General features: G+C 39.0%; 17 protein-coding genes. 14 read left to right on the forward strand and 3 right to left on the reverse strand.

All coding sequences use genetic code 11. The features are described 5' to 3' along the window. The first annotated feature begins 39 nt into the window (after positions 1 to 39). From NY607_RS19455 to NY607_RS19480, 6 genes are all read left to right on the forward strand, one after another. Positions 40 to 1,347 (forward strand): murein hydrolase activator EnvC family protein, encoded by a 1,308-nt coding sequence (locus NY607_RS19455; RefSeq protein ID WP_131522086.1) that lies wholly within the window; start codon positions 40 to 42, stop codon positions 1,345 to 1,347. Positions 1,348 to 1,755: 408 nt separating this feature from the next. Further along, positions 1,756 to 2,388: a hypothetical protein gene (locus NY607_RS19460; RefSeq protein ID WP_259420214.1), complete on the forward strand. Its 633-nt coding sequence runs from the start codon at positions 1,756 to 1,758 to the stop codon at positions 2,386 to 2,388. Next, positions 2,385 to 2,972, forward strand: a complete 588-nt coding sequence (locus NY607_RS19465; protein WP_131522084.1) for a redoxin domain-containing protein — start codon at positions 2,385 to 2,387, stop codon at positions 2,970 to 2,972. The genes NY607_RS19460 and NY607_RS19465 overlap by 4 nt, the downstream gene beginning before the upstream one ends. A gap of 198 nt (positions 2,973 to 3,170) precedes the next feature. Beyond that, positions 3,171 to 4,613 (forward strand): S41 family peptidase, encoded by a 1,443-nt coding sequence (locus tag NY607_RS19470; RefSeq protein ID WP_131522083.1) that lies wholly within the window; start codon positions 3,171 to 3,173, stop codon positions 4,611 to 4,613. A 122-nt stretch (positions 4,614 to 4,735) separates the two neighbouring features. Further along, complete coding sequence (locus NY607_RS19475; protein WP_259420215.1) at positions 4,736 to 5,917, forward strand: PDZ domain-containing protein; 1,182 nt, start codon at positions 4,736 to 4,738, stop codon at positions 5,915 to 5,917. Next, on the forward strand, positions 5,917 to 6,138 hold the full coding sequence (locus NY607_RS19480; RefSeq protein ID WP_237899364.1) for a DUF2198 family protein: 222 nt from the start codon (positions 5,917 to 5,919) through the stop codon (positions 6,136 to 6,138). Before NY607_RS19475 ends, NY607_RS19480 begins: the two co-directional genes overlap by 1 nt. Before the next feature lie 34 nt (positions 6,139 to 6,172). On the opposite strand, the gene NY607_RS19485 is transcribed toward NY607_RS19480, so the two are convergent. Both NY607_RS19485 and NY607_RS19490 read right to left on the reverse strand, forming a co-directional pair. After that, the gene (locus tag NY607_RS19485; protein WP_048392045.1) at positions 6,173 to 6,499 is read right to left on the reverse strand and encodes an AzlD domain-containing protein; all 327 of its coding nucleotides are present in this window, start codon (positions 6,497 to 6,499) and stop codon (positions 6,173 to 6,175) included. Next, positions 6,496 to 7,230, reverse strand: coding sequence for an AzlC family ABC transporter permease (locus NY607_RS19490; protein WP_131522081.1), 735 nt, complete (start codon positions 7,228 to 7,230; stop codon positions 6,496 to 6,498). The genes NY607_RS19485 and NY607_RS19490 overlap by 4 nt, the downstream gene beginning before the upstream one ends. Positions 7,231 to 7,354: 124 nt before the next feature. On the opposite strand from NY607_RS19490, the gene NY607_RS19495 reads away from it, so the two are divergent. From NY607_RS19495 to NY607_RS19530, 8 genes are all read left to right on the forward strand, one after another. Next, positions 7,355 to 7,906 (forward strand): helix-turn-helix domain-containing protein, encoded by a 552-nt coding sequence (locus tag NY607_RS19495; protein WP_048392043.1) that lies wholly within the window; start codon positions 7,355 to 7,357, stop codon positions 7,904 to 7,906. Positions 7,907 to 7,917: 11 nt separating this feature from the next. After that, positions 7,918 to 8,556, forward strand: a complete 639-nt coding sequence (locus NY607_RS19500) for a TVP38/TMEM64 family protein (RefSeq protein WP_131522080.1) — start codon at positions 7,918 to 7,920, stop codon at positions 8,554 to 8,556. Positions 8,557 to 8,880: 324 nt separating this feature from the next. Then, entirely contained in the window at positions 8,881 to 12,390 is a 3,510-nt protein-coding gene (gene addB / locus NY607_RS19505) for a helicase-exonuclease AddAB subunit AddB (RefSeq protein ID WP_259420216.1), read from the forward strand. 1 nt (position 12,391) lies between these two features. Beyond that, entirely contained in the window at positions 12,392 to 16,108 is a 3,717-nt protein-coding gene (gene addA, locus NY607_RS19510; RefSeq protein WP_259420217.1) for a helicase-exonuclease AddAB subunit AddA, read from the forward strand. A gap of 82 nt (positions 16,109 to 16,190) precedes the next feature. Next, positions 16,191 to 17,357, forward strand: a complete 1,167-nt coding sequence (locus NY607_RS19515) for a DUF418 domain-containing protein (RefSeq protein ID WP_054549780.1) — start codon at positions 16,191 to 16,193, stop codon at positions 17,355 to 17,357. 124 nt (positions 17,358 to 17,481) lie between these two features. Next, positions 17,482 to 18,384, forward strand: coding sequence for a fumarylacetoacetate hydrolase family protein (locus NY607_RS19520; protein WP_048392038.1), 903 nt, complete (start codon positions 17,482 to 17,484; stop codon positions 18,382 to 18,384). A gap of 201 nt (positions 18,385 to 18,585) precedes the next feature. Further along, the gene (locus tag NY607_RS19525) at positions 18,586 to 18,954 is read left to right on the forward strand and encodes a YisL family protein (RefSeq protein ID WP_004227486.1); all 369 of its coding nucleotides are present in this window, start codon (positions 18,586 to 18,588) and stop codon (positions 18,952 to 18,954) included. A 183-nt stretch (positions 18,955 to 19,137) separates the two neighbouring features. Continuing rightward, complete coding sequence (locus NY607_RS19530; protein ID WP_237899379.1) at positions 19,138 to 20,604, forward strand: alpha-amylase family glycosyl hydrolase; 1,467 nt, start codon at positions 19,138 to 19,140, stop codon at positions 20,602 to 20,604. Positions 20,605 to 20,654: 50 nt separating this feature from the next. Here NY607_RS19530 and NY607_RS19535 read toward each other — a convergent pair whose 3' ends face one another. Beyond that, a complete protein-coding gene (locus NY607_RS19535; RefSeq protein WP_036076685.1) occupies positions 20,655 to 21,512 on the reverse strand; it encodes a DegV family protein in 858 nt (285 codons plus the stop codon). Positions 21,513 to 21,524 lie beyond the last annotated feature (12 nt).

Here is a 21,524-nt window from a genome sequence, read left to right on the forward strand (position 1 = left end):
TGTGAAAAAGAAAAGAATAGTCGAAGGGGAGTTCAATCGGTGAAAAGTAAGGCGAAAAACACATTAAAAACACTTGCAGTAGCATCTGCTCTAATTCTTTTTATCCAAACTCCATCAGCATATGCAACAAGTCTATCGGATTTAAAAGAAGAAAAGAAACAAGTTGAGACAAAGAAGAATCAGTTAAATTCATCTATCAGCAATAAATCAAATGCAATTACAGCTAATCAAGAAAAGCAACAACAAATCTTAGATCAAATTCAGGCATTGAACGCTGAAATCGACAAAACTAATAGTAATATTAAAAAAGTACAAGCAGATATTCGGGCAACAAATGAGGAAATTAAAAAGTTAGAAGCTTCTATTGAAGAGCTTTTGCATAAAATTGAAGAGCGCGATTTATTGTTACAAGAACGTGCACGTGCCATTCAAGCTGGGGGCTCTGTTAGTTATTTAGATGTATTGCTAGGCTCTAATAGTTTTGTAGACTTTATTGATCGTTTCTCTGCAGTTAATGCATTATTGGAAGCGGATCGTCAAATTATTCAAGATCAAAAAGATGATAAACAAAAATTAGAAGAGCAAAAGCAAATTGTAGAAGAGAAACGTAAAAACTTAGAGGGTAAAAAAGCTGAGCTTGAACGATTAAAAGCATCATTAGATAGTCAAAAAACTGAGAAAAATAAACTAGTCGACCAATTAGAAAAAGAGCAAGAAAAGCTGAAATCAGAAAAGGTATTACTTGAAAAAGAATACTCAGAGGCTTTGGAAGTAAGTCAGGAATTGCAAGATCAAATTATTGCTGAACAAAATCGTTTGGCTGAAATTGCGCGTCAGCAAGAGGCGAAACGTAAAGCAGCTGCAGCGGCCGCGGCAGCAGCTGCTGCTAACAATGGTGGCGGATCATCTGGTGGTACAGTCCATGCGCCTCAATCAAACGGAACTTGGATTAAACCAACAAATGGTCGCTTAACATCACCATATGGTTGGCGAAATCTTGGAGCAGGTCCTGAATTCCATTATGGTGTCGACCTTGCAAATGCAACAGGAACACCAATATGGGCAGCAGCAGATGGCGTAGTTTCTTACGCAGCACCACTTAGTTCGTATGGTAATGTTGTCATTCTGACGCACTCTATCGATGGACAAATTTACACAACTGTTTATGCACATTTAAGTGCATTTAATGTTAGTGTAGGACAAGAAGTAACACAAGGTCAGCAAATTGCAGCCATGGGTAGTACAGGTCGCTCTACTGGCCCACACTTACACTTTGAAGTGCATATCGGTCCTTGGAAAGGACAAGCAGTCGGCAGTGTAAATCCACTGAAATATATTCCGTTGTAAGCATAAAAGCTATACACTAGCATTTTCTAGTGTATAGCTTTTAATATTTCATCGAATGTTTCACCATTCACACTTATAGGTCTACCCATTAATAGGCAATAAACCCTTTTTGAATAAGTAATAGCCAATTAATAGGCAACATCAGCTTATTTGTTATTTAATAAGGTTCTTTTTACTCCCCAAGTAATTAAGTCGCTTTGAAAGTATAACTCCTCCCTTTTCTCATTTTGCGAAATATTCGATTGAAAGTTTCATCGCTATTATAAGATTCTAAATAATGTTATGATGAATATATACTTAGTGGGGTATTTTTATTATTGTTATTTCTGAAGATTTTCTTAAAACAGTGTGAAATAGTCTTTTTTTAAAAAGGTTCTATGCTATGCTTTCGGAGGAGGATTCGTTGAATTGATAAATACAGAGTGGTACTCAATCCGAACATTAACTTTACCAGCTACTGCAGTCGCTTTACTAATTACTTTTTTCATTGTGTGGCTTATCTTGCGCTTACAATTTTCTAAAAAGTGGTCTGAGCTATATAGTGATGCCATTTTCACCTTTATTATTGTTTGGAAGTTAAGTTTGCTTGTGACAGATTTCAAAACAGTAGTAAACAATCCAATTACATTGCTTTATTTTAATGGCGGAACAATGGGTGTTCTTCTCGGTGTCATCGTAGCATCTTTGCAAATATTGAGAAAGCGACAGAGTATACAGCTTGAGGAACAAGAGATGGTAGCTGGTAGCTGGGCTATTATTCTAACACAATCCATTTATCAAATGCTTGCTGTGCTACTTAATGACAACAACACATCGAGTGAAGTTATAACATTAGCTGTGCTAAGTGTAGTCACGCTCGTCATATTATGGAGATTAGTAGCGGTGAAACAAGCTCTCATACTCTATACAATTAGCTATTTGATCGTGGCTATCTTACAGCCGCTTGGTATAGGGCAAACAGCTGTAGGTGTCAGTGTCATACTACTTTGTTTGGGCTTAACTATACAGCATGAACGAATCAATGTGGGAGGTAAGAAATGAAAAAAAATATTGGACTGCTGGTCGTTGTGCTATTAGTGGTTGCGATGATTGGTACATATGTAAAACAACAAATTGACGAAGAACGTGCCATAGATAAATCGGCTCTAGGTAAGGATATGGAGGAGCTAGAAACCGGCTTAAGCAAAGGCGATATACCGCCTGATTTCACCTTAACAAGCTTAGATGGGGAAGATATCACGTTAAGTGATCTTCGTGGAAAAAAAGTCGTTTTAAATTTCTGGGCGACATGGTGCCCACCTTGTAAGGCGGAAATGCCGCATATGCAAAGCTTCTATGATGAGTATGCAAAAGAGAAAAACGTTGAAATTATAGCGGTCAATTTAACAGAAGCTGAACGTGATGTGACTGCTGATGCCAAAGTGGACACAGTGATGACATTTAGAGATAGCTTCGAGCTAACGTTCCCTATTTTATTGGACCCAGACAATGAAGCTGGCTTGAATTATCAAGTCATCACGATTCCAACCACTTATTTTATTGATTCCAAGGGTCTCATTCAACGCGCCATCAGAGGACCAATGGACGTGGATATGTTAAATGATTATGTAGATGCACTAGATTGATTGATAAAAAATCTGTTCGTTTTCTATAGTGGAAACGAGCAGATTTTTTTATTTTTCATGAACCAAGGTATATCCATGCGAATCAACAACCAACATGCATGTGTAAAGTGAAATATTTTCTCTTAACAAATTTGAAAGGTAATTTTGTATGTTTGAAAAAATAGAGTCATACAGTAAAAGAGACGGAGGAGGGAAGATTTGCGCAAATTAACAGCCGGTGTCGGAGTCCTACTTAGTAGTTTGGTGGTGGGCAGTGGTATTTACTTTGATTGGTTTAATATTGGCGATAAAAAGGAGCCTGTTACGGAGGTTGATACTATTGGTGAGGCTATGACAATCATTGAAGAAAAATCAGTATACAGTACAAAAAAGGATGCATTGGTGGAGGGGGCTCTTCGTGGGATGGCTGATGCCATTAAAGATCCTTATAGCACGTATTACTCCAAGGAAGAGGCTGAGCAACATCGGCAAATGCTAGCGGAGGAACGGGTAGGCATCGGTATTGAACTAACAGAAAATAAAGGGAAGTTTATCGTTGTGTCACCTGTTCGTTCGTCACCAGCAGAGAAAGCGGGCATGCGTTCACTCGATGAAATTGTACAAGTTGATGGGGTACGGATAGATGGGAAAACAATGAGTGAATTAATGCATTTAATTCAAGGTGAAAAGGGAACGAAAGTAACCATTGTTGTCTATCGTCCAAGTGAAGATAAGCATATTAAGATGACGATGGAGCGCGCAGCAATATCTAATAAAACGGTAACTAGTGAGGTAGTGAAGGTAGAAGATACAGCCATTGGCTATGTAGTGATCTCATTATTCGGTGAAAAAACCGCCAATGAATGGGTGGCAGAAACGAGTAAATTACTTCGTAAAGATGTGGAAGGAATTGTCATCGATGTACGGGATAATCCAGGTGGTTATTTACATAGCGTCGCAGCGCTACTGAGCACAGTATTGGACAATGGCAAAGTATTTGCATATATGCAAAATGCGGAAGGTGCTATGGAACCATTAAAAACGCAAACAAAAGGCTTTGATGAAAAATATATAGAAACGATGAATAAAATTCCAATTGTTGTTTTGCAAAATCAAGGGAGTGCATCTGCTAGTGAAGTATTGAGCGGTGCTTTAAAAGGCTGGGGACGCGCTTCACTTGTTGGAGTTAAGAGCTTTGGAAAAGGGACTGTACAAGAATCTTGGGAGCTTTCCAATGGCGGGGAGCTTAAATTATCAACCAACAAATGGCTAACACCAAAACGTGAATGGATTCATGGGCAGGGCATTGAAGCCAGTTTAATGATCGAGCAAAATGAATTATTTGCTTTTCAACTTCATCCACTAACAGGTAAGTTTAAAGTGGGTGATATGAGTGAAGAGATTTCCTATTCACAAAATGCCTTGCAGAAACTAGGCTATCAAATCGATCGTTTAGATGGCTATCTGGATGAAACAACCGCAGAAGCCGTTAATCTTTATCGTAAACAGAAAAAATTAAAGCTAGCAGAGGATGAATTTTATATGGACACGACTTTCTTTAATAGTTTAAACGAAACGTTAAAGGATTTTAAAGCCGATCGTCAAAATGATCAACAATTCCAAATGGCCACTAGTTTTTTACTGCATACGATTGACCAATAATACTTGCTGACAGAACAAAAATACTATAATACAAAGCTTTCTATGAGTTTGTACTACGCAAGCGTGTAGTCCTTTGATACAATAAATTCATAGTATTCAAGATAGAAATGGCGGGTGTTCGTATGGTTAGTGAGATATTAATAGAAATTGTAACAGCGATTGGCCGCTTTTTGCTCAACCCATTACTGTATATAGTCATAATATTTGCTATTATTTTAGGTTATCGTCGAGTAAAACAGGAGCGTAAATATTTTAATAGACGTATTATTTGGGGCTGGACGGAGTTAATCGGGCAATGGAAAGATGGGTGGCTCTATGCACTAATTATTTCTGTCATTAGTATTGGAGCAGGTCTAACTGTCCCAAAGGAATTTTTAATCATTTTAACGGCAGTTTCTATAGTAGCACTTATCTTATTTGTCATGAATGCAATGTCACCTATTTTGACAATGGGGATTGCCACACTTGCCATATGGGGTATGTCCTATTACAATTGGTCATTTTCCTGGTGGAAAATTTCAGTAGAGGATGTCCATTTAGAGAGTGGCGCAATTGTGACAATTACCATTCTTGCGGGTCTTTGTGTCATTGCAGAAGGGCTATTAATTCGACGTATGGCGATGAAGGTTACAACACCTTGTATTGAGAAAACGAAGCGGGGTATGCAGGCAATTGTCTATCGGTCAAAAAATGTATGGGTATTACCTATTTTCTTTGTTATTCCTGGCGATTCGATTTCGGCTATATTCCCATATTGGCCACAGTTTACGATAGGTCATAATAGTTTTGCACTTGTGTTATTTCCACTTGTCATTGGCTTTACTAAACTGACAAGAAAGGAATTACCAGCTTACATGTATCCAAAAATTGGCCGACCTGTCTTTTTACTTGGACAGCTTATTTTAATAGGAGGATTGGCTGCATATTTTGAGCCAGTGATTGGCTTCATTACACTTGCTGTTGGTGTAATTATCCGCATTATAATTGCTATCTACTTTGCACAACAGGAAAAAACAGATCATTATGCAGTTGCGCCAAGTACGAAGGGTGCTATTATTGCAGCCGTTCTTCCTGATTCACCTGCTGAGAAGATGGGCTTACTTGCAGGAGAATGTATCCGCAAAGTAAATGGTGTGTCAATTTTTACAGAAAATGAGTTATACGAAGCACTGCAATTAAATGCAGCTCATTGTCGTCTAGAGGTTTTAGACAGAAACAATGAATTACGTTTAACACAACATGTGATTTATAGCAATGATCATTACCGTATTGGCTTATTATTAGCTGAGCCGAGGGAAGTATAATGGACGTTTTTGGGAAAATGCTGCTAGCATTATTCATACCAGCTTTATTGGTATTACTATTCACTAGAATTACCTATAACCGCTATGTTGCATTATTATTAGCCATTGCACTTATTGCTGCCTCTGTATATGCAGGCTATACATCCCCACCTATTATTTTCGTTATCGATGCATTTTCATTAACAGTAGGCTTTTGGCTAGCAAGTAAAATGAATAAATAAGGAAAGGTCAGTCCAGGCAATAGGACTGACCTTTTTACATGAAAAATCGCACGGCTGCCATAATGATTACTCCTGCAACTACTGTAATCGATAAGCTTTTTGTGACAAGGGCAATAATAAGAGTAGGAACAAATGTAATAAAGACTGGCCAATCAAGTGTCACTACTTTGCCGCTTTCAGTATCTATTAAATTTTCAATGACAAGAGCACTTAATATACAAACAGGAATAAAACTAAGCCATTTTAGCACAACATCAGGTAGTGTTACACTACGCACAAAAATAAATGGAATGACACGCGGTAGCCATGTTACAAGTGCGCAGCCGATAATAAGCCAGACCATATAAGAAGTTGTTGTCATTTATCTGTCACCACCCCAATTGTTGCGACAATCACAGTTGCCAGTAGTACAGCCACATGTGAAGGGACTACATAAGAAAGACCGTACATAATAACCGCCATATAGCCAATTAACTTGATATAATGCATGATTCTACTTTTACCAACACTGCTCAATTGCAAAACTAAAAGTGCAACAAACATGGCAACCAAGGCAAAATCTAAACCCCATTTTTCAGGATTTGCTACCCACTGTCCTAAAAAGGCACCCGTAACACAGGAAAGAATCCAAAAGATATAGGCTGTTATATTTAACCCATCCATCCATTTACCATATAATTTACCTGTTTGCATTTGCTTTGTTACGGCTACACCAAAGGTTTCATCCGTTAATAATGTACCAAAGCCAACATTTCTAAGCATGGAGTAGCGCGTAAAGTGAGGTGCTAATGTTAAACTCATTAATAAATGGCGTAGATTCACTACGAAAATGGTTACAATGATAGCAGAGGCAGGGCTACTTGTTAAAAGTAGTGCACAAAAAATAAATTGTGCAGAACCTGCGTAAATCAGTATCGTTAATAGCGCGATTTCAAGGACAGATAACCCTGAAGCGGAACCTACAACCCCAAATGCAAGTCCTATACTAATATAACCGAGTAATGTAGGCACGCAATCTTTCACGCCTTGTAAAAAACTGTCATTGGAAGAGCTTGTTGTGTCATCATGTTGAAGCTCTGTTGTACTTGTCATAAATAGGTCATCCTTTCTTGATAATTTCCATGTATACTATTGATGGAATTGTTTGATAGTTCTTGATGTTTATTAAAGTATACATATGTCTGATAAAATAAACAATAGAAATTGGTGAGTAAAGATGGAACAAATGAGTCGAAATTTAGCATTTCAATTAAAGAAAATTAGACAGCAACGTCATTTAAGTCTCGATGATGTGGCCAAAGCGACAGGTGTCAGTAAAGCACAGCTTGCACAAATCGAAAAAGGGGAGGCCAATCCGACTGTTTCAACAATTTGGAAAATTGCAGCGGGTATGCGTATGTCATTCTCTTCATTATTACAGCCGCCAACTGCCCATTACATGCGTTATAGCAGTAAAGATGTACCACATGTCGATGAGGATGAGGGACGCTATCGTGTTTACTCTATAATTCCGTATAATCCAGAGCGAGGCTGGGAGTTTTATAAGGTTGAAATGGAGCCAGGGGCAGTTAGTAGGAGTGAAGCCCATACAGAAGGGGTAGAGGAAACTGTAATGGTTATTAAAGGACAAGCAGTTATTTCTGCTGGAGACATGCATGAATTACTAGATGAAGGGGATACACTAGTATTCTCAGGGCATCAACCCCATGAATATCGCAATACTTCAGAAGGGTTAACAATTTTTCATTTAATTTTACAGTATAAATAGAGGTGTCGATATTGAATGAATGGTTTACTGTAGAAAATATTGAACAGGTTGCGGCACAGTATCGAACGTTCGGCCCAATCATTGGTTTACTGCTCCCGTTTTTAGAGGCGTTTTTACCATTCCTACCATTAGTCGTATTCGTTGTGGCGAATGCCAGTGCATTCGGCTTATGGCTAGGATTTCTATTATCTTGGCTAGGCTCTGTAGCTGGCTCCTATGCAGTTTTCTTACTTGTGCGTCATTTTGGCAAACATCCAAGATTAAAATTTTTAACAGGTAGTAAAAAAGTACAGAAGCTTATTAAATGGGTGGATATGAATGGCATCAGCCCTCTTTTTGTCCTCCTCTGCTTCCCTTTTACACCATCTGTGATTGTCAATATTGTAGCGGGATTGTCACATATCCATAAAAAATTTTACTTAATCGTTTTGCTTGCAGGAAAGTTTGTCATGATTTTAGGTATGAGTGTATTGGGCTATGATTTAAAATCGCTTTTGACAAGCCCAGTGAGATTGATAATTGCAGCTGTGGCCATTGTTATTTTATGGTGGGTTGGAAAGTTGATAGAGAAGCGTTTGAATGCCCGTGTAGAAAGAGATTTAAAGCAAGCGCGAAATTTGACGAAAAAGCAGGATCACCATGCCAGTTAGTAAAAATTTGTAGCCTCTTTCATTATCTGAAGAGGCTGCTTTTTTGTGTAATAAATTAACCTTTTTATAGGTAGGTGAAGGTTGATAGATAGTATTTACTAGTTTTTTTCGATAGAATTTAAGATAGATGATTTATGTTGTTTTTAGTAGGCTGGGAAAACTGCTTCACCATAGATGAGAAGCGATCAATAGTCTGGAGAAGCCGCTCCAAAATAGATGAGAAGTAATCAATTCAGTGAAAGAATCGCTCAAATAAAAGTATAAATCTTTATTTCATTAAAAGAGACACTCGCAACAGCAAGTTAATGAGGAGGGGGAAAGCAAATGACATTGCGTATTGTTTCAGGACGTTCGGGAACAGGGAAATCGGCATTTATTCATCAGGAAATTGTTGAGCAATTAAAGACTGATCCATTGGGGCATCCGATTTTCATGATAGTGCCTGACCAAATGTCTTATTCTACGGAATATGAGCTGACAAATAAGCATGGTTTACAAGGCTTGATTCGAGCACAGGTGATGACGTTTAAACGTTTAGCATGGTTGGTTTTACAGGAAACAGGAGGTATTGCTCGTAAAGAAGTAAATGGCTATGGCTATCGAATGCTTATTCGTAAGCTTTTGGAGGAACAAAAAAGCGAGTTTTCCTTATTTCGACAAGCAGCAGGAAAACGTGGCTTTACGGAGGAAATTGAAACCCTTTTAAGAGAATTTAGTCGCTATAGCGTCAATAGCTCAGTCTTGGCAGAGGTAACGGAATCGTTAAAGGCTATAGATGCACCAAATACATTGCAGGCGAAAGCGAATGATTTACATGTTGTTTTGCAGGCACTAGAGGAACGACTTGGTACGACGTATGTTGACAGCGAGGGCTATTATCCGATTTTAACGGAGCACCTGAAATATGCAGAAACGATGAAGCAAGCGACCATTTATATTGATGGTTTCACCGCTTTCACTGTGCGAGAGTTAGAACTGGTTCGTGAATTGTTGAAGGTAACGAAGCAAGTAACTGTCGTCCTTCCCTTTGATCATATGGATGAAGCCTTTGATGAACAAGCTTTATTCCATGAAGCAGCCTTAACGAATCAACGTCTTCATGATATGGCAAAAGAAGAGGGCATTGATGTTGAATTACCATTACATTTTTATAACACTCAAAGATTTCATTCTAAAGATTTACAGCATGTGGAGGCAAAATTTGCTGATTTGGAGCCCCAAACGAAAAAAACTTCAGGAGATGTAACCGTGCTTGAAGCATCAAATCGTCGAGCAGAGATACATGCGATTGCCCGGGAAATAACAAAACTGACAAGAGAAGACGGTTTTCGCTATCAGGATATCGTACTTTTGTATAGACAAGCAGATCTCTATGATCCACTTATTACAAGTATTTTCCAACAATATGAAATTCCTATTTTTACAAATACAAAAAAGACAATGCTACATCATCCATTAATAGAGCTAAGTCGTTCAGCCTTGGAGGTTATGACCTCGAATTGGAAATATGAGCCAGTTTTCCGTAGTGTTAAAACCGATTTGTTTTTCCCATTACAAGCGGAGCTAACAATTTGGCGTGAGCGAGCAGATCGATTAGAAAATTATTGCTTGGCACAAGGCATCTATGGTGAACGATGGTTTGAGGAGGCACGTTGGTTTTATAAAAAATATCGAGGTCTAGAATTCCATTCGCGTGTACAAACAGATGAAGAGCGTGCAATGCAGGCAGAAATCGAGGCCATTCGAGATGAAATTCGCCAACCTCTAAAACTTTTACAAGACAAACTTGATAGCGCCAAGAATGGCAGGGATATTGCGACTGCTTTATTTGAACTTATAGAGTCATTACAGGTATATGATAAACTACAAGCCATGAAAGACCGTGAGCTAGAGCGAGGTGACGCATTAGCTGCAAGTGAACATGAACAAGCTTGGAATGAATGGATTGCTGTTCTGGACCAATTCGTTTATATGTTTGGTGAGCAGGAGATGTCTGTAGAGCAAGCAGCCAAAATTCTTGATGAAGGCTTTGATACATTAGAATTTTCAAGAATTCCGCCAACCCTTGATGAAGTAATGGTGGCTACTGTTGATTTAGCTCGTTTATCCAATATCAAAGTCGCTTTTGTAATAGGAATGAATGATGGTGTTTATCCAACTCGGATGGAGTATGAGGGCTTGTTGTCAGATATCGAACGTGAATGGTTTAGTCAAATTGGCTATGAACTTGCCCCTACCTCTACTAATCGTTTATTACAGGAAAATTTCTTGTTCTATCGTGCTATTACAACGCCATCTAACAAAGTGTATATGACCTATCCCACGGCGGATGAGGAAGGCAAGGCACTCCTAGCCTCACTTTATATGAAGAAAATAATAGGAAATGACAAAAAGGCTGGGTTATTAAGTGGTGTATCAATAGAACGAGTGGTAATCGACCCGATTGAATTACTAGATGGAGATGTTTTACCATATTTACGCCATCCAAGGACTGCATTGGCACATCTAATGGTACAGCTACGTCAAGCTGAACATAGCCGTGAACTAGCTCCAGAATGGCTAGCTTTACAAAGATTTTATAAACAAGATCCTTATTGGGCACTCATTTTCGACCGCGTACTTTATCCAATTACCCATAAAAATGAGGCTGAGCCACTTGAAACCTATATTACACAGGAATTATATGGTCAGAAGCTAACATCCAGTGTGTCGCGAATTGAGAAATACTTCAGATGTCCTTTTTCTCATTTCACTACGTATGGCCTACGTCTAGAAGAGCGAGCTGAGTATCGTCTAGAAACGTTTGCAATGGGTGACTTATTCCATGAGGCATTAAAGTGGATTACAGAGGAAACACATCGTCAGCAATTATCTTGGATTCGTTTAACAACAAAGCAAATTAAACAATTAGCACGTCAAGCAGTAGAACAAATTGTTCCAGTCTTTTCCCATCAAATCCTATTATCCAGTGCCCGCTATCGCTATATTCAGCGTAAGCTAATTCGAATTGTTGAGCGTACAATGACAGCACTGACACAGCATGCAAATGTATCACACTTCAAACCAATTGCAATTGAGGCGTCGTTTGGTCCTGGACAACATGAACAGCTACCACCACTAGAGATTGATTTGACTGGTGGCAAGAAAATGTTTATGCGTGGACGTATTGATAGAGTGGATAGTGCAACGATAGATGACCGCTCTTATTTGCGGATTGTCGACTATAAATCCTCAGCTCGTGACCTTGATTTAAATGAGGTTTATTACGGATTATCCTTACAGGTCCTAACGTATTTAGATGTGGCAATGGAAAATAGTTCATACTGGCTATCAGGTGAAGCAGAACCAGCAGGGGTACTGTATGTCCATGTCCATAATCCGATGCTGAAGCTGGATAAAGATTTGACGGACAGTGAAGTAGAAGAGGATCGTTTAAAGCAGTATAAAATGAAAGGTTTGCTATCTGAAAATGCTGAAGCGATTTTATCGATGGACGAGCAATTGGAAGAAAGTAGCGGACATTCAAAAATCATTCCTGTCTATATGAAAAAAGATGGGACACCGTCTGAGTCACAATCGCGTATAGTTCCTGTCAATGATATGAAAAAGTTGCAGCATTTTGTTCGTCGTAAACATCAGGAGGCAGGGAATGGTATCTTATCTGGTGATACGGCCATTAGCCCCTATAAATTAAAAGCCAAAACGGCATGTGATTATTGTCAATTTGCTGCGGTTTGCCAGTTTGATCCATCAGATGGTAAACAAAACTATCGTCAATTAATGCAAGCAAAGCCGAATGATATTGTCGATAAAATTCGGAAGGAGATAGAATAGCATGGTACAAACAATTCCTGTTAAGCCAGTAGATGTCACATGGACAGACGATCAGTGGAAGGCTATTTATGCTAGCGGTCAAGATACACTCGTTTCGGCTGCAGCAGGGTCGGGGAAAACAGCGGTTCTGATCAATCGTATGATTGAAAAAGTCATTGCTACTGAAAACCCGATCAATGTAGATGAACTATTGGTAGTGACCTTTACAAATGCCTCAGCCGCTGAAATGCGCCATCGTATGTCTGAGGCATTAGAAAAGGCGATAGCAGAAAATCCAACATCTAATCATTTAAGACGGCAGCTAAGTCTTGTGAATAAAGCACAAATTTCTACGCTACATTCCTTCTGTTTAGCAATTGTGAAGCAATATGCGTACTTACTTGATATAGACCCAGGCTTCCGTATTGCCAATGAAGCAGAAATAGCATTATTGCGAGATGATGTTTTAGCAGAAGTTTTAGAAGATGCCTACGATGCTGAGGATGAGGCTCACGTACAAGCCATCTATCGTCTTGTCGATAGCTTTACCTCAGATCGTGATGATCAAGCCATCGAAACGCTGATTAGTAAACTTTATGATACGTCTCGTGTCCATGCAGAGCCTCAAAAATGGCTTTGGAGCCTGCCGAAAGCATATGAATTAGCTGAGGAAGTGACAATCGATGATTTAGAGCTATCTCAATATGTCAAATTAACCGTACGTCATAGCCTGGAAGAGGCGTTTATGTTAATTTCTGAAATGCGCGCAATTACATTACAGCCAGATGGACCTGCACCCTATGCAGAAACGGCAGAGGTAGATTTTGCTATGATTCAGGAAGGTATTCGCATTAGTCAAAGTGGGACATGGCAGGCGCTATATGATTATTTTGCTACGGTAAAATGGTCTACCTTAAAGCGGGTATCGAAGGATGCACTAGTTAATGTAGAGCTACAGGAGCTCGCGAAGAAAAAACGAGAAGCAGCCAAAAAAATGATGAATAAAATCAAGGAGACATATTTTGTTCGTACGCCTGCACGGCTACTTGAGGAAATAAGGTTAATGGCACCGACCATTACTACGCTAGTTGGATTGACCACTACATTTAGTGAACAATTTCGACTAGCCAAGTTAGAACGGGGAATCATTGACTTTTCAGATTTAGAGCATTATGCACTTCAAATTTTAACGGTAGAGATAGATGGTGCACTTCATCCATCACCGGTTGCGCTAGATATGAAAAAGCGTTTTAAAGAAGTACTTGTGGATGAATATCAGGATACCAATATGCTACAGGAAACCATCTTACAGCTTGTCAAAACGGGTGAAGAACAAGATGGCAACCTTTTTATGGTTGGGGATGTTAAACAAAGTATTTACCGTTTCCGATTAGCTGAGCCAAAGCTTTTTATGAGAAAATATAGTGAATACTTGGAGTCACCTGATGTAACGGGGATGCGAATTGATTTAAACGCTAACTTCCGAAGTCGAAAAGAAGTATTAAATGCTACAAACTACGTTTTTGCACAAATTATGGGTGAGCGTGTTGGTGAGATTTTGTATGATGACAATGCGTCACTAAAGCCGGCTGCGCCCTATGATGATAAAGAAATACCTGTTGAGCTGGTCATATTGCATCCACCACAGGAAGAGGAAACACCAGAAGAACTGGAAGAACTAGGTAATGAGGCAACGGAGCTAGAGGAATTAAAAAAATCACAATACGAGGCACGATTTATTATCGATCGTATACGTCAGATGATGGAAGATGGAACAACCGTATACGATACGAAAACAAAAACAGAGCGCCCATTAAAGTATAGTGATATTGTGATTTTAATGCGTTCGATGACATGGTCAACAGACTTAGTGGAGGAATTTAAGCTGGCAGGGATTCCACTCTATGCAGAATCCTCTAAAGGCTATTTTGACGCACTTGAAGTAATGATTATGTTAAATGTCCTGAAGGTAGTCGATAATCCCTATCAGGATATCCCCTTAGCCTCTGTACTGCGCGCACCGTTTGTTGGTTTAACGGAAAATGAGCTGGCGAAAATTCGTTTAGCCGATCAAAAGGTACCTTTTTATGATGCTTTACGACAATTTATTCGTAGTGAAGGACATGGTGTGCAAACCACTACATTTGAGAAGTTGCAACGCTTTATGCTGGCCTTTGAAAATTGGCGTGATTTAGCACGTCGTGGATCATTATCAGATTTAATTTGGAAAATTTATTTAGATACACATTATTATGAAATGGTTGGGGCAATGCCGAATGGCAAACAGCGTCAAGCAAATCTACGCGTATTACATGATCGTGCGTTAATGTATGAAAAAACGGCATTTCGTGGACTATTCCGTTTTTTACGCTTTATTGATCGTATGCGTACGCGTGGCGATGATTTAGGTACTGCCAAATCAATTGGCGAAAAGGACGATGTAGTACGTCTGGTGACAATCCACTCTTCCAAGGGTTTAGAATATCCAGTCGTCTTTGTTGCAGGAATGGGACGTCCGTTTAATAAAATGGATTTTCATCAGCCCTATTTGTTTGATCAAGATTTTGGACTAGCTGTTAAGGCCATTGATCCCGAAAATCGTATCACCTATACATCGTTACCGTTTTTAGCATTGAAGGAGAAAAAAGAACTGGAGATGCGTGCAGAAGAAATGCGTGTCTTATATGTTGCGATGACTCGTGCGAAGGAGCGTTTGATTTTAGTAGGCTCAGTGAAGAACTGGGAGAAAACACGCGACAACTGGCAGGACGCCCAAAGTTTACCAATGGATGCACCGCTTCAAGAATATTTACGTGCAAGAGCTAATAGCTATTTGGACTGGGTTGGCCCAGCAGTAGCAAGACATGGAGATTTTGCAGCAGTAGCAAGCACATCTTATAAAGAAGTGGAGGATCAATCACATTGGTGGGTTCAAGCCATCGATACAAAGCATTATTCATATGAGATAGAGGCGATGGGCGATGAAGTACAGCAAGTGCTTGCGATGCAAGAGGATGAGGACTTGCTGGCTGAAATCACTACCCGCTTTCAAGCGCAGTATGTCTATCAAAAATCTACAAGAAAGCGCTCTAAAACATCTGTTAGTGAAATAAAGCGATTAGAAAATTTACAGCGCCAGGAGGAACCTGAATTTTATTTTGCCTCTCCTATCAAGCAAAAGGCTTCGTCCATTGCACCTCGACCCGCTTTTTTACAGGAGCAACAGCTAACTGGTGCTGAAATTGGTACAGCTGTGCACACAGTGATGCAGCATATTCCTCAATATGGCTTTAGTCATATCGATGCTGTAAGGGACTTTGTGGAGGATTTAGTGGCAAGACAGCTTTTAACAGAGGCGGAGGGCAAAGTAGTTCCGCAAGCGAAAATTTATCGTTTTTTTGAGACAGAAATAGGGCAACGCTTTCAACGCGCAAGGCAGATACGTAGAGAAATGCCGTTTACAATTAGTAGAATCGATGAAGATGGTGATGCTCAAATTGTGCAAGGGATCATTGACTGCCTATTTGAGGATGAATACGGTAATTGGGTCTTGTTGGATTATAAAACGGATCGTATACAATCTCATTTTGCGCAGGAGCCAGCCTTGTCAAAGGAAATACTAGGTCGTTATGCCGTACAGCTTCGTGTTTATAGCGAAGCCATTGAATCCATCTTACACATCAAGGTGAACGATAAAGTATTATTTTTATTCGATAATGAACAGACCATACACGCATAAAGAACTTGTTACGGGCAAAGTGGGGCAAAGTTTTTTCTTGCCCTGCTTTCACCATAGCTGCTAGTCAAGAGGAGGCTATTTTGTGGAGTTAAAACCAACAATGTTGCAGGAACGAATAGCAACATTAGATATTTTACGAGGTATTAGTTTAGTAGGTATCTTATTAGTAAATATGTATACCTTTTATTTGCCAATGCCGCATATTGATTTGGCATCATGGTTTACAACCCCATCAGATATTGTTTGGCAGAAAAATATAGATATTTATGTGCAAGGCAGCTTTTACCCGCTTTTTGCCATGCTATTTGGTTATGGGCTAGCCATGCAGTGGCAAAAGGCTCAAAGTCGTCAACAAAACTTTTATACGCTGGGGCTTCGTAGACTGTCCATCCTGTTTGCTTTTGGTTTTATCCATGCTGTGCTAATTTGGTGGGGCGACATATTAATGATGTATGCATTTTGTGGCGTTTTCTTAGTGCTTTTACTACGTTTGAGTCCCATCTGGCTATTAGCGAGTGCTTTGATTATTAATGGCTTGATGCAAGCTTTTATGCTCTTTGTAGTAGGGATTGTAAATTTTAATACAAAAGTAGATGATTACTTAGATATCGTTTCAGTAGAGAAGGCCATCACGGCTTATGGGACAGGAAACTGGGTAGATGCCTTTTTGCAACGCTTAACAGATTTATCGACGCAGGCAGGCATCGAGATGTGGTTTGTCGCACTGTTCACGATTTTACCGTATATGTTAATAGGCGCCGCTGCCTCTAAATGGCGTTTAGTAGAACGGGCTAAAGAATTGAAGTGGCTCTGGCTGACGTTTGCAATTGCTGGATTGGTCATCGGTATTGGTATAAAAAGCTTATCTATTATGTTTACAAGAACATATTTACTAGATTATTTAAAGGTATACATAGGGGGCCCAGTTCTATCGGTGGGCTATATTGGGGTCATTGTGTTACTTTGCTTAGTGCCAATAATGCCAAAACTACTTAGTCCTTTTGCTAAAATCGGACGCATGTCATTAACGATGTATATTCTTCAATCTATTATAGGTACTTGTTTATTCTACCAATTTGGCTTTGGCTGGTATGGTAAAGTAAGTGTAGAAACAGGGGTATTAATTGCTGTCGGCATTATTGTTGTGCAAATGATCATAGCAGAAATCTGGTTATCTAAGTGGAAACAAGGACCGTTAGAAACAATATGGCGTAAATTAACATATAAGCAAAAAGTAGAAGTGCGTTAATATATTCCTCTTCACATGCATATTTTATGAAGATATAACAACTTATAAAAATGTTGTCGCAAAAATGAGGTAATTTCTATCATATTGTTGTATTATGTAGAAAAAAGAAGGAGCTCTTTCAATCATGAAAATTTTATCATTCAAATTAGGTGGACATGTAAGCTTTGGACCAAAAGTAAAAAAAGAAGAAGCGGTATGGGATGTACTCGCTATTCAAAGTGAACTTCAAGTTCTCCCTTCTTTTTCAAGTTCAATCGTGGATGGCATTGCTTTAGGCTTTGATTTTGTGGAACAGATTCGTAAATTAGTAGAAGCAGCAGAAAAATCAGATAATGCTAATAGTTTTAAACGTGAATTTACAGAGATCGAATGGCTTTCACCAATTCCACGTACCCCTAAAAATATTATGTGTATTGGTAAAAACTATGATGAACATGCAAAGGAAATGGGCGCAGAGGCAGCACCAACGGATTTAATGGTATTCACAAAATCACCAACTGCAATTGCTGCAGATGGACAAACAATTTCCATTCATGCAGATCTTTCTTCAAAAATGGATTATGAAGGTGAGCTAGCTATCGTTATTGGTAAACGTGGCAAAAACATTCCTAAAAACTTAGCGTTTGATTACGTATTTGGTTATACAATTGCCAATGATGTAACAGCTCGTGATTTACAAGAGAAACATAAACAATTCTTCTTGGGTAAAAGCTTGGATGGTACTTGCCCTCTTGGACCATACCTTGTGACAAAGGATGAGATCCCAAATCCACAAGACTTAACAGTAGTGACAAAGGTCAATGATGAAGTACGTCAAAATGGCTCTACGAAAGATATGATGTTCTCTGTTGAAACGTTAGTATCCATCCTATCTCAGCATGTAACATTAGAGCCAGGAGATGTGATTTTAACAGGTACGCCAGCTGGTGTTGGCAAAGGGATGAACCCGCCGCAATTCTTAAAAGCTGGAGATACAGTAAAAGTATCTATTCAAGGAATTGGTACTTTAGTCAACCATTTTGAATAATGATGATATCAATCCGCGAGAGTCTATACTCCGCGGGTTTTTTTACTGCTTTAAGGCATAGTAACAGAAGTAAAAACTATGAGATGCAAGGATTCCAAGTTTTAAATGATGTAAATTGTGTGAACACTATTGTAATATTTGAAACCCTTTCCATCGCATGGTAGGATAGAGTTTGATAGAAAAAGAATGAGGGGGACAAACATGAGTTTTTTAACTAGCCAAACGCATTTGCATATTACTACGTGGGTAGTAGGTATTGTCATCTTTTTAATTGCGGCACTAATGGGCAAGCAATCAAAAGGCTTACATATGACATTACGTCTGTTTTATGTACTAATAATCATCACAGGTGGGGCATTATTTATCGAGGCAATGGACTATGGTAAAGGTATGCTTTACGGATTTAAGTTCTTAGGTGGCATACTTGTAATTGGCATGATGGAAATGGTCTTAGTGCGTCAAAAGAAAAATAAACCAACAGCTATGTTTTGGATTTTATTTGCAGTATTCCTATTAATCACTTTGTTCCTAGGATTCAAACTGCCAATGGGTCAAGATTTCTTAGCATAATGATTTAAAAGTCGTGAAGTAGTTGCTTCACGGCTTTTATTTTGTAAACGAAAACGGAAGACGGAATTGACACCTTTTTGTCGTAATTTATTCGCTTTTACGCAAAATCTTTGGAAAAGATAGCGACGTGACAGAGTTATTTGGTAAAATGACGTTGATTGGTTTGAAAGAGAGGGAATAACAGTGAAATTTAAGAAGTGGATAAGTGCGACGGCTGCATCACTTTTATTAGCAACTTCATTCGTAAGTACTATACCAGTAGCACATGCGGATGAATCAGCGACTAGAACAATAGCAGAAGAAAGCATCTATGATTTACTCGTTGACCGTTTCTTTAATGGCTCGGGCACAAACGATTTTGATACAAATACGCAGGATCCTTCGAAATTTGCGGGGGGCGATTTTACAGGTTTACAGGATAAACTGAAATTTATCGGTGAGATGGGCTATACAATTGTTTCCATTGGGCCTATTTTTTCTACAGAGAAGTATGATGGATCAATGCCCACAAGTTATACTACAATTGAACGTCATTTTGGAACAACGGAAGAATTCCAAAGTATTGTAGAGGCCTACAAAGCTAAAAATATGTCCATTATGGTGGATTTTCCACTTACAAATGTGAGTCCAAATCATGAGTGGGCAAAGGATGCATCGAAAGCGGATTGGATTGCATCTACCAATGATGGACAAGTACAGTGGGATTTATCGAATAAGGATGTGCAAGAAGCACTTATTCAAGCAGTAACTGAATTTGTTTCTACATATGACATCGGTGGTATTCGTTTAACAAATATCGCAGGGGCTGATACAGCGTTTATCAATGCAGTAATAGCTGCATTAAAAGAGACAAAAACATCACTTTATGTGATAGCAAATGAAGAAAGCGATGCTGATTTTGATGCAACTTTCTCACCTGTAACGGCAGATATCTATCGTAATATATTTAAAAACGTGGATATGGATTCTTCAAAATTAATGGAACCTTTCACAGGAGAAAAACCGACACAAATTATGGTGGATTCACTTGAAACCCATCGTTTTACATTTGACTCTGCTAATGAAAATATGTTCCCACCTACCCGCTTAAAAATGGCGATGGGTGCTTTATTTATGCTACCAGGAATTCCTGTCGTACAATACGGGACAGAAATTGCTATGAATGGGGAAGCAAAACCAGATACACACCAGCTTTATAACTTTAAAACAGACGAAGAACTGATTGATTATATTAAAAATGTTCAATCTTTACGTAATCAATCAGCTACTTTACGTAATGGTGATTTTGAAGTCATTACAAATGAAAATGGCCTTCTTGTCTTTACACGTTCTTCTGACGAAGAAAAGTGGGTAATCATGGTTAATAATACTGGTAAAACACAACGCGTCGACTTAACACCTGAACAACTTGGTGAAGGGAAGATGCTGAACGGTATTTTACATGAGGAAAAAGTTCGCATAAATGAAAAAGAAGTCTATCCTGTTATTTTAGACCGAGAAATGGTTGAAATTTATCAAGTTCGCAATGATGAAGGCTTAAACACGCCTTATATGGTGGCTCTTGGCTTAGTATGGGTGATCTTTATTGGCTTTGTTGTCATCATCATTAAACGAGGGAAAGTTCGTCGTCAGGAGCAAGACGTCCACTAATAATAACACGATAAAAAAGCATGCCAGGAGACATCCTAGCATGCTTTTTATTAGCCTTCAAAGCTTTTATTTGTGAAGAAAATCGCAATAGTGCCAGGTCCGACATGTGAGCCGATCGCGGAACCTATCATGGTAATTTGCACAGCTTGGGGTGAAAAACGCTCCTGTATAGAGGCTTTTGCTTCATTCGCAAAGGCAGCGTCGTCACTATGGCTAATACCTACAATTTTATTTGTAAAGCTGCCACCACGCTCCTGCATTAAATCTAACATACGATTAAGTGCTTTTTTTCGACCGCGCGACTTCTCAATCGGTACAAGTTTGCCATCTTCTACATTTAAAATAGGCTTAATGCTAAGAAGACCGCCTAAAAATGCACTTGCTTTTGATACACGACCACCTTTTGCAAGGTAATCTAAGTCTTCTACTGTAAATAAATGCTCAACCTGAGGTGCAAGGGTATTTATTTTAGAGGCCATATCTTCTAGAGATACTCCTATATTTCGCAGTCGAACAGCTTCTTCCACGACAAGGCCATGTCCTAGTGATGCGCATTTAGAGTCGATAATGACTAATTTTAAGGAAGGATACTGCTCAAGTACCTGATTGCGAATCATTTGAGCAGTACTATATGTGCCTGATAATTCTGATGAAAACGCGATATAAATACCTTCTTCATCATTTTTGGCTAACTCCTCAAAATGCTTCAAAAAGAGCTCAGGTGACACTTGTGATGTTTTTGGCTGAGCACCTTGGCGTATTGCATCATAGATCTCTTTGGAATCAATTGAAATCACATCTTCATATTCTTTGTTGTTCAATTGCACTCGTAAAGGGAGTAGCACGACATCATTTTCTTCATAGTAAGATTTTGGTAGATCACATCCACTATCCGTAAAAATCTTCATTCTCTTGTCCCC

The organism is Lysinibacillus sp. A4 (assembly GCF_024919535.1).
GTDB lineage: Bacteria > Bacillota > Bacilli > Bacillales_A > Planococcaceae > Lysinibacillus > Lysinibacillus capsici.

Excerpts from the sequence above, each read along its gene's own strand:
- NY607_RS19475 (WP_259420215.1), top strand. The coding sequence starts at position 4,736 with ATGGTTAGTGAGATATTAATAGAAATTGTAACAGCGATTGGCCGCTTT.
- NY607_RS19495 (WP_048392043.1), top strand. The coding sequence starts at position 7,355 with ATGGAACAAATGAGTCGAAATTTAGCATTTCAATTAAAGAAAATTAGA.
- NY607_RS19525 (WP_004227486.1), top strand. The coding sequence starts at position 18,586 with ATGAGTTTTTTAACTAGCCAAACGCATTTGCATATTACTACGTGGGTA.
- addA (WP_259420217.1), top strand. The coding sequence starts at position 12,392 with ATGGTACAAACAATTCCTGTTAAGCCAGTAGATGTCACATGGACAGAC.
- NY607_RS19520 (WP_048392038.1), top strand. The coding sequence starts at position 17,482 with ATGAAAATTTTATCATTCAAATTAGGTGGACATGTAAGCTTTGGACCA.
- NY607_RS19490 (WP_131522081.1), bottom strand. The coding sequence starts at position 7,230 with ATGACAAGTACAACAGAGCTTCAACATGATGACACAACAAGCTCTTCC.
- addB (WP_259420216.1), top strand. The coding sequence starts at position 8,881 with ATGACATTGCGTATTGTTTCAGGACGTTCGGGAACAGGGAAATCGGCA.
- NY607_RS19465 (WP_131522084.1), top strand. The coding sequence starts at position 2,385 with ATGAAAAAAAATATTGGACTGCTGGTCGTTGTGCTATTAGTGGTTGCG.
- NY607_RS19535 (WP_036076685.1), bottom strand. The coding sequence starts at position 21,512 with ATGAAGATTTTTACGGATAGTGGATGTGATCTACCAAAATCTTACTAT.
- NY607_RS19485 (WP_048392045.1), bottom strand. The coding sequence starts at position 6,499 with ATGACAACAACTTCTTATATGGTCTGGCTTATTATCGGCTGCGCACTT.
- NY607_RS19480 (WP_237899364.1), top strand. The coding sequence starts at position 5,917 with ATGGACGTTTTTGGGAAAATGCTGCTAGCATTATTCATACCAGCTTTA.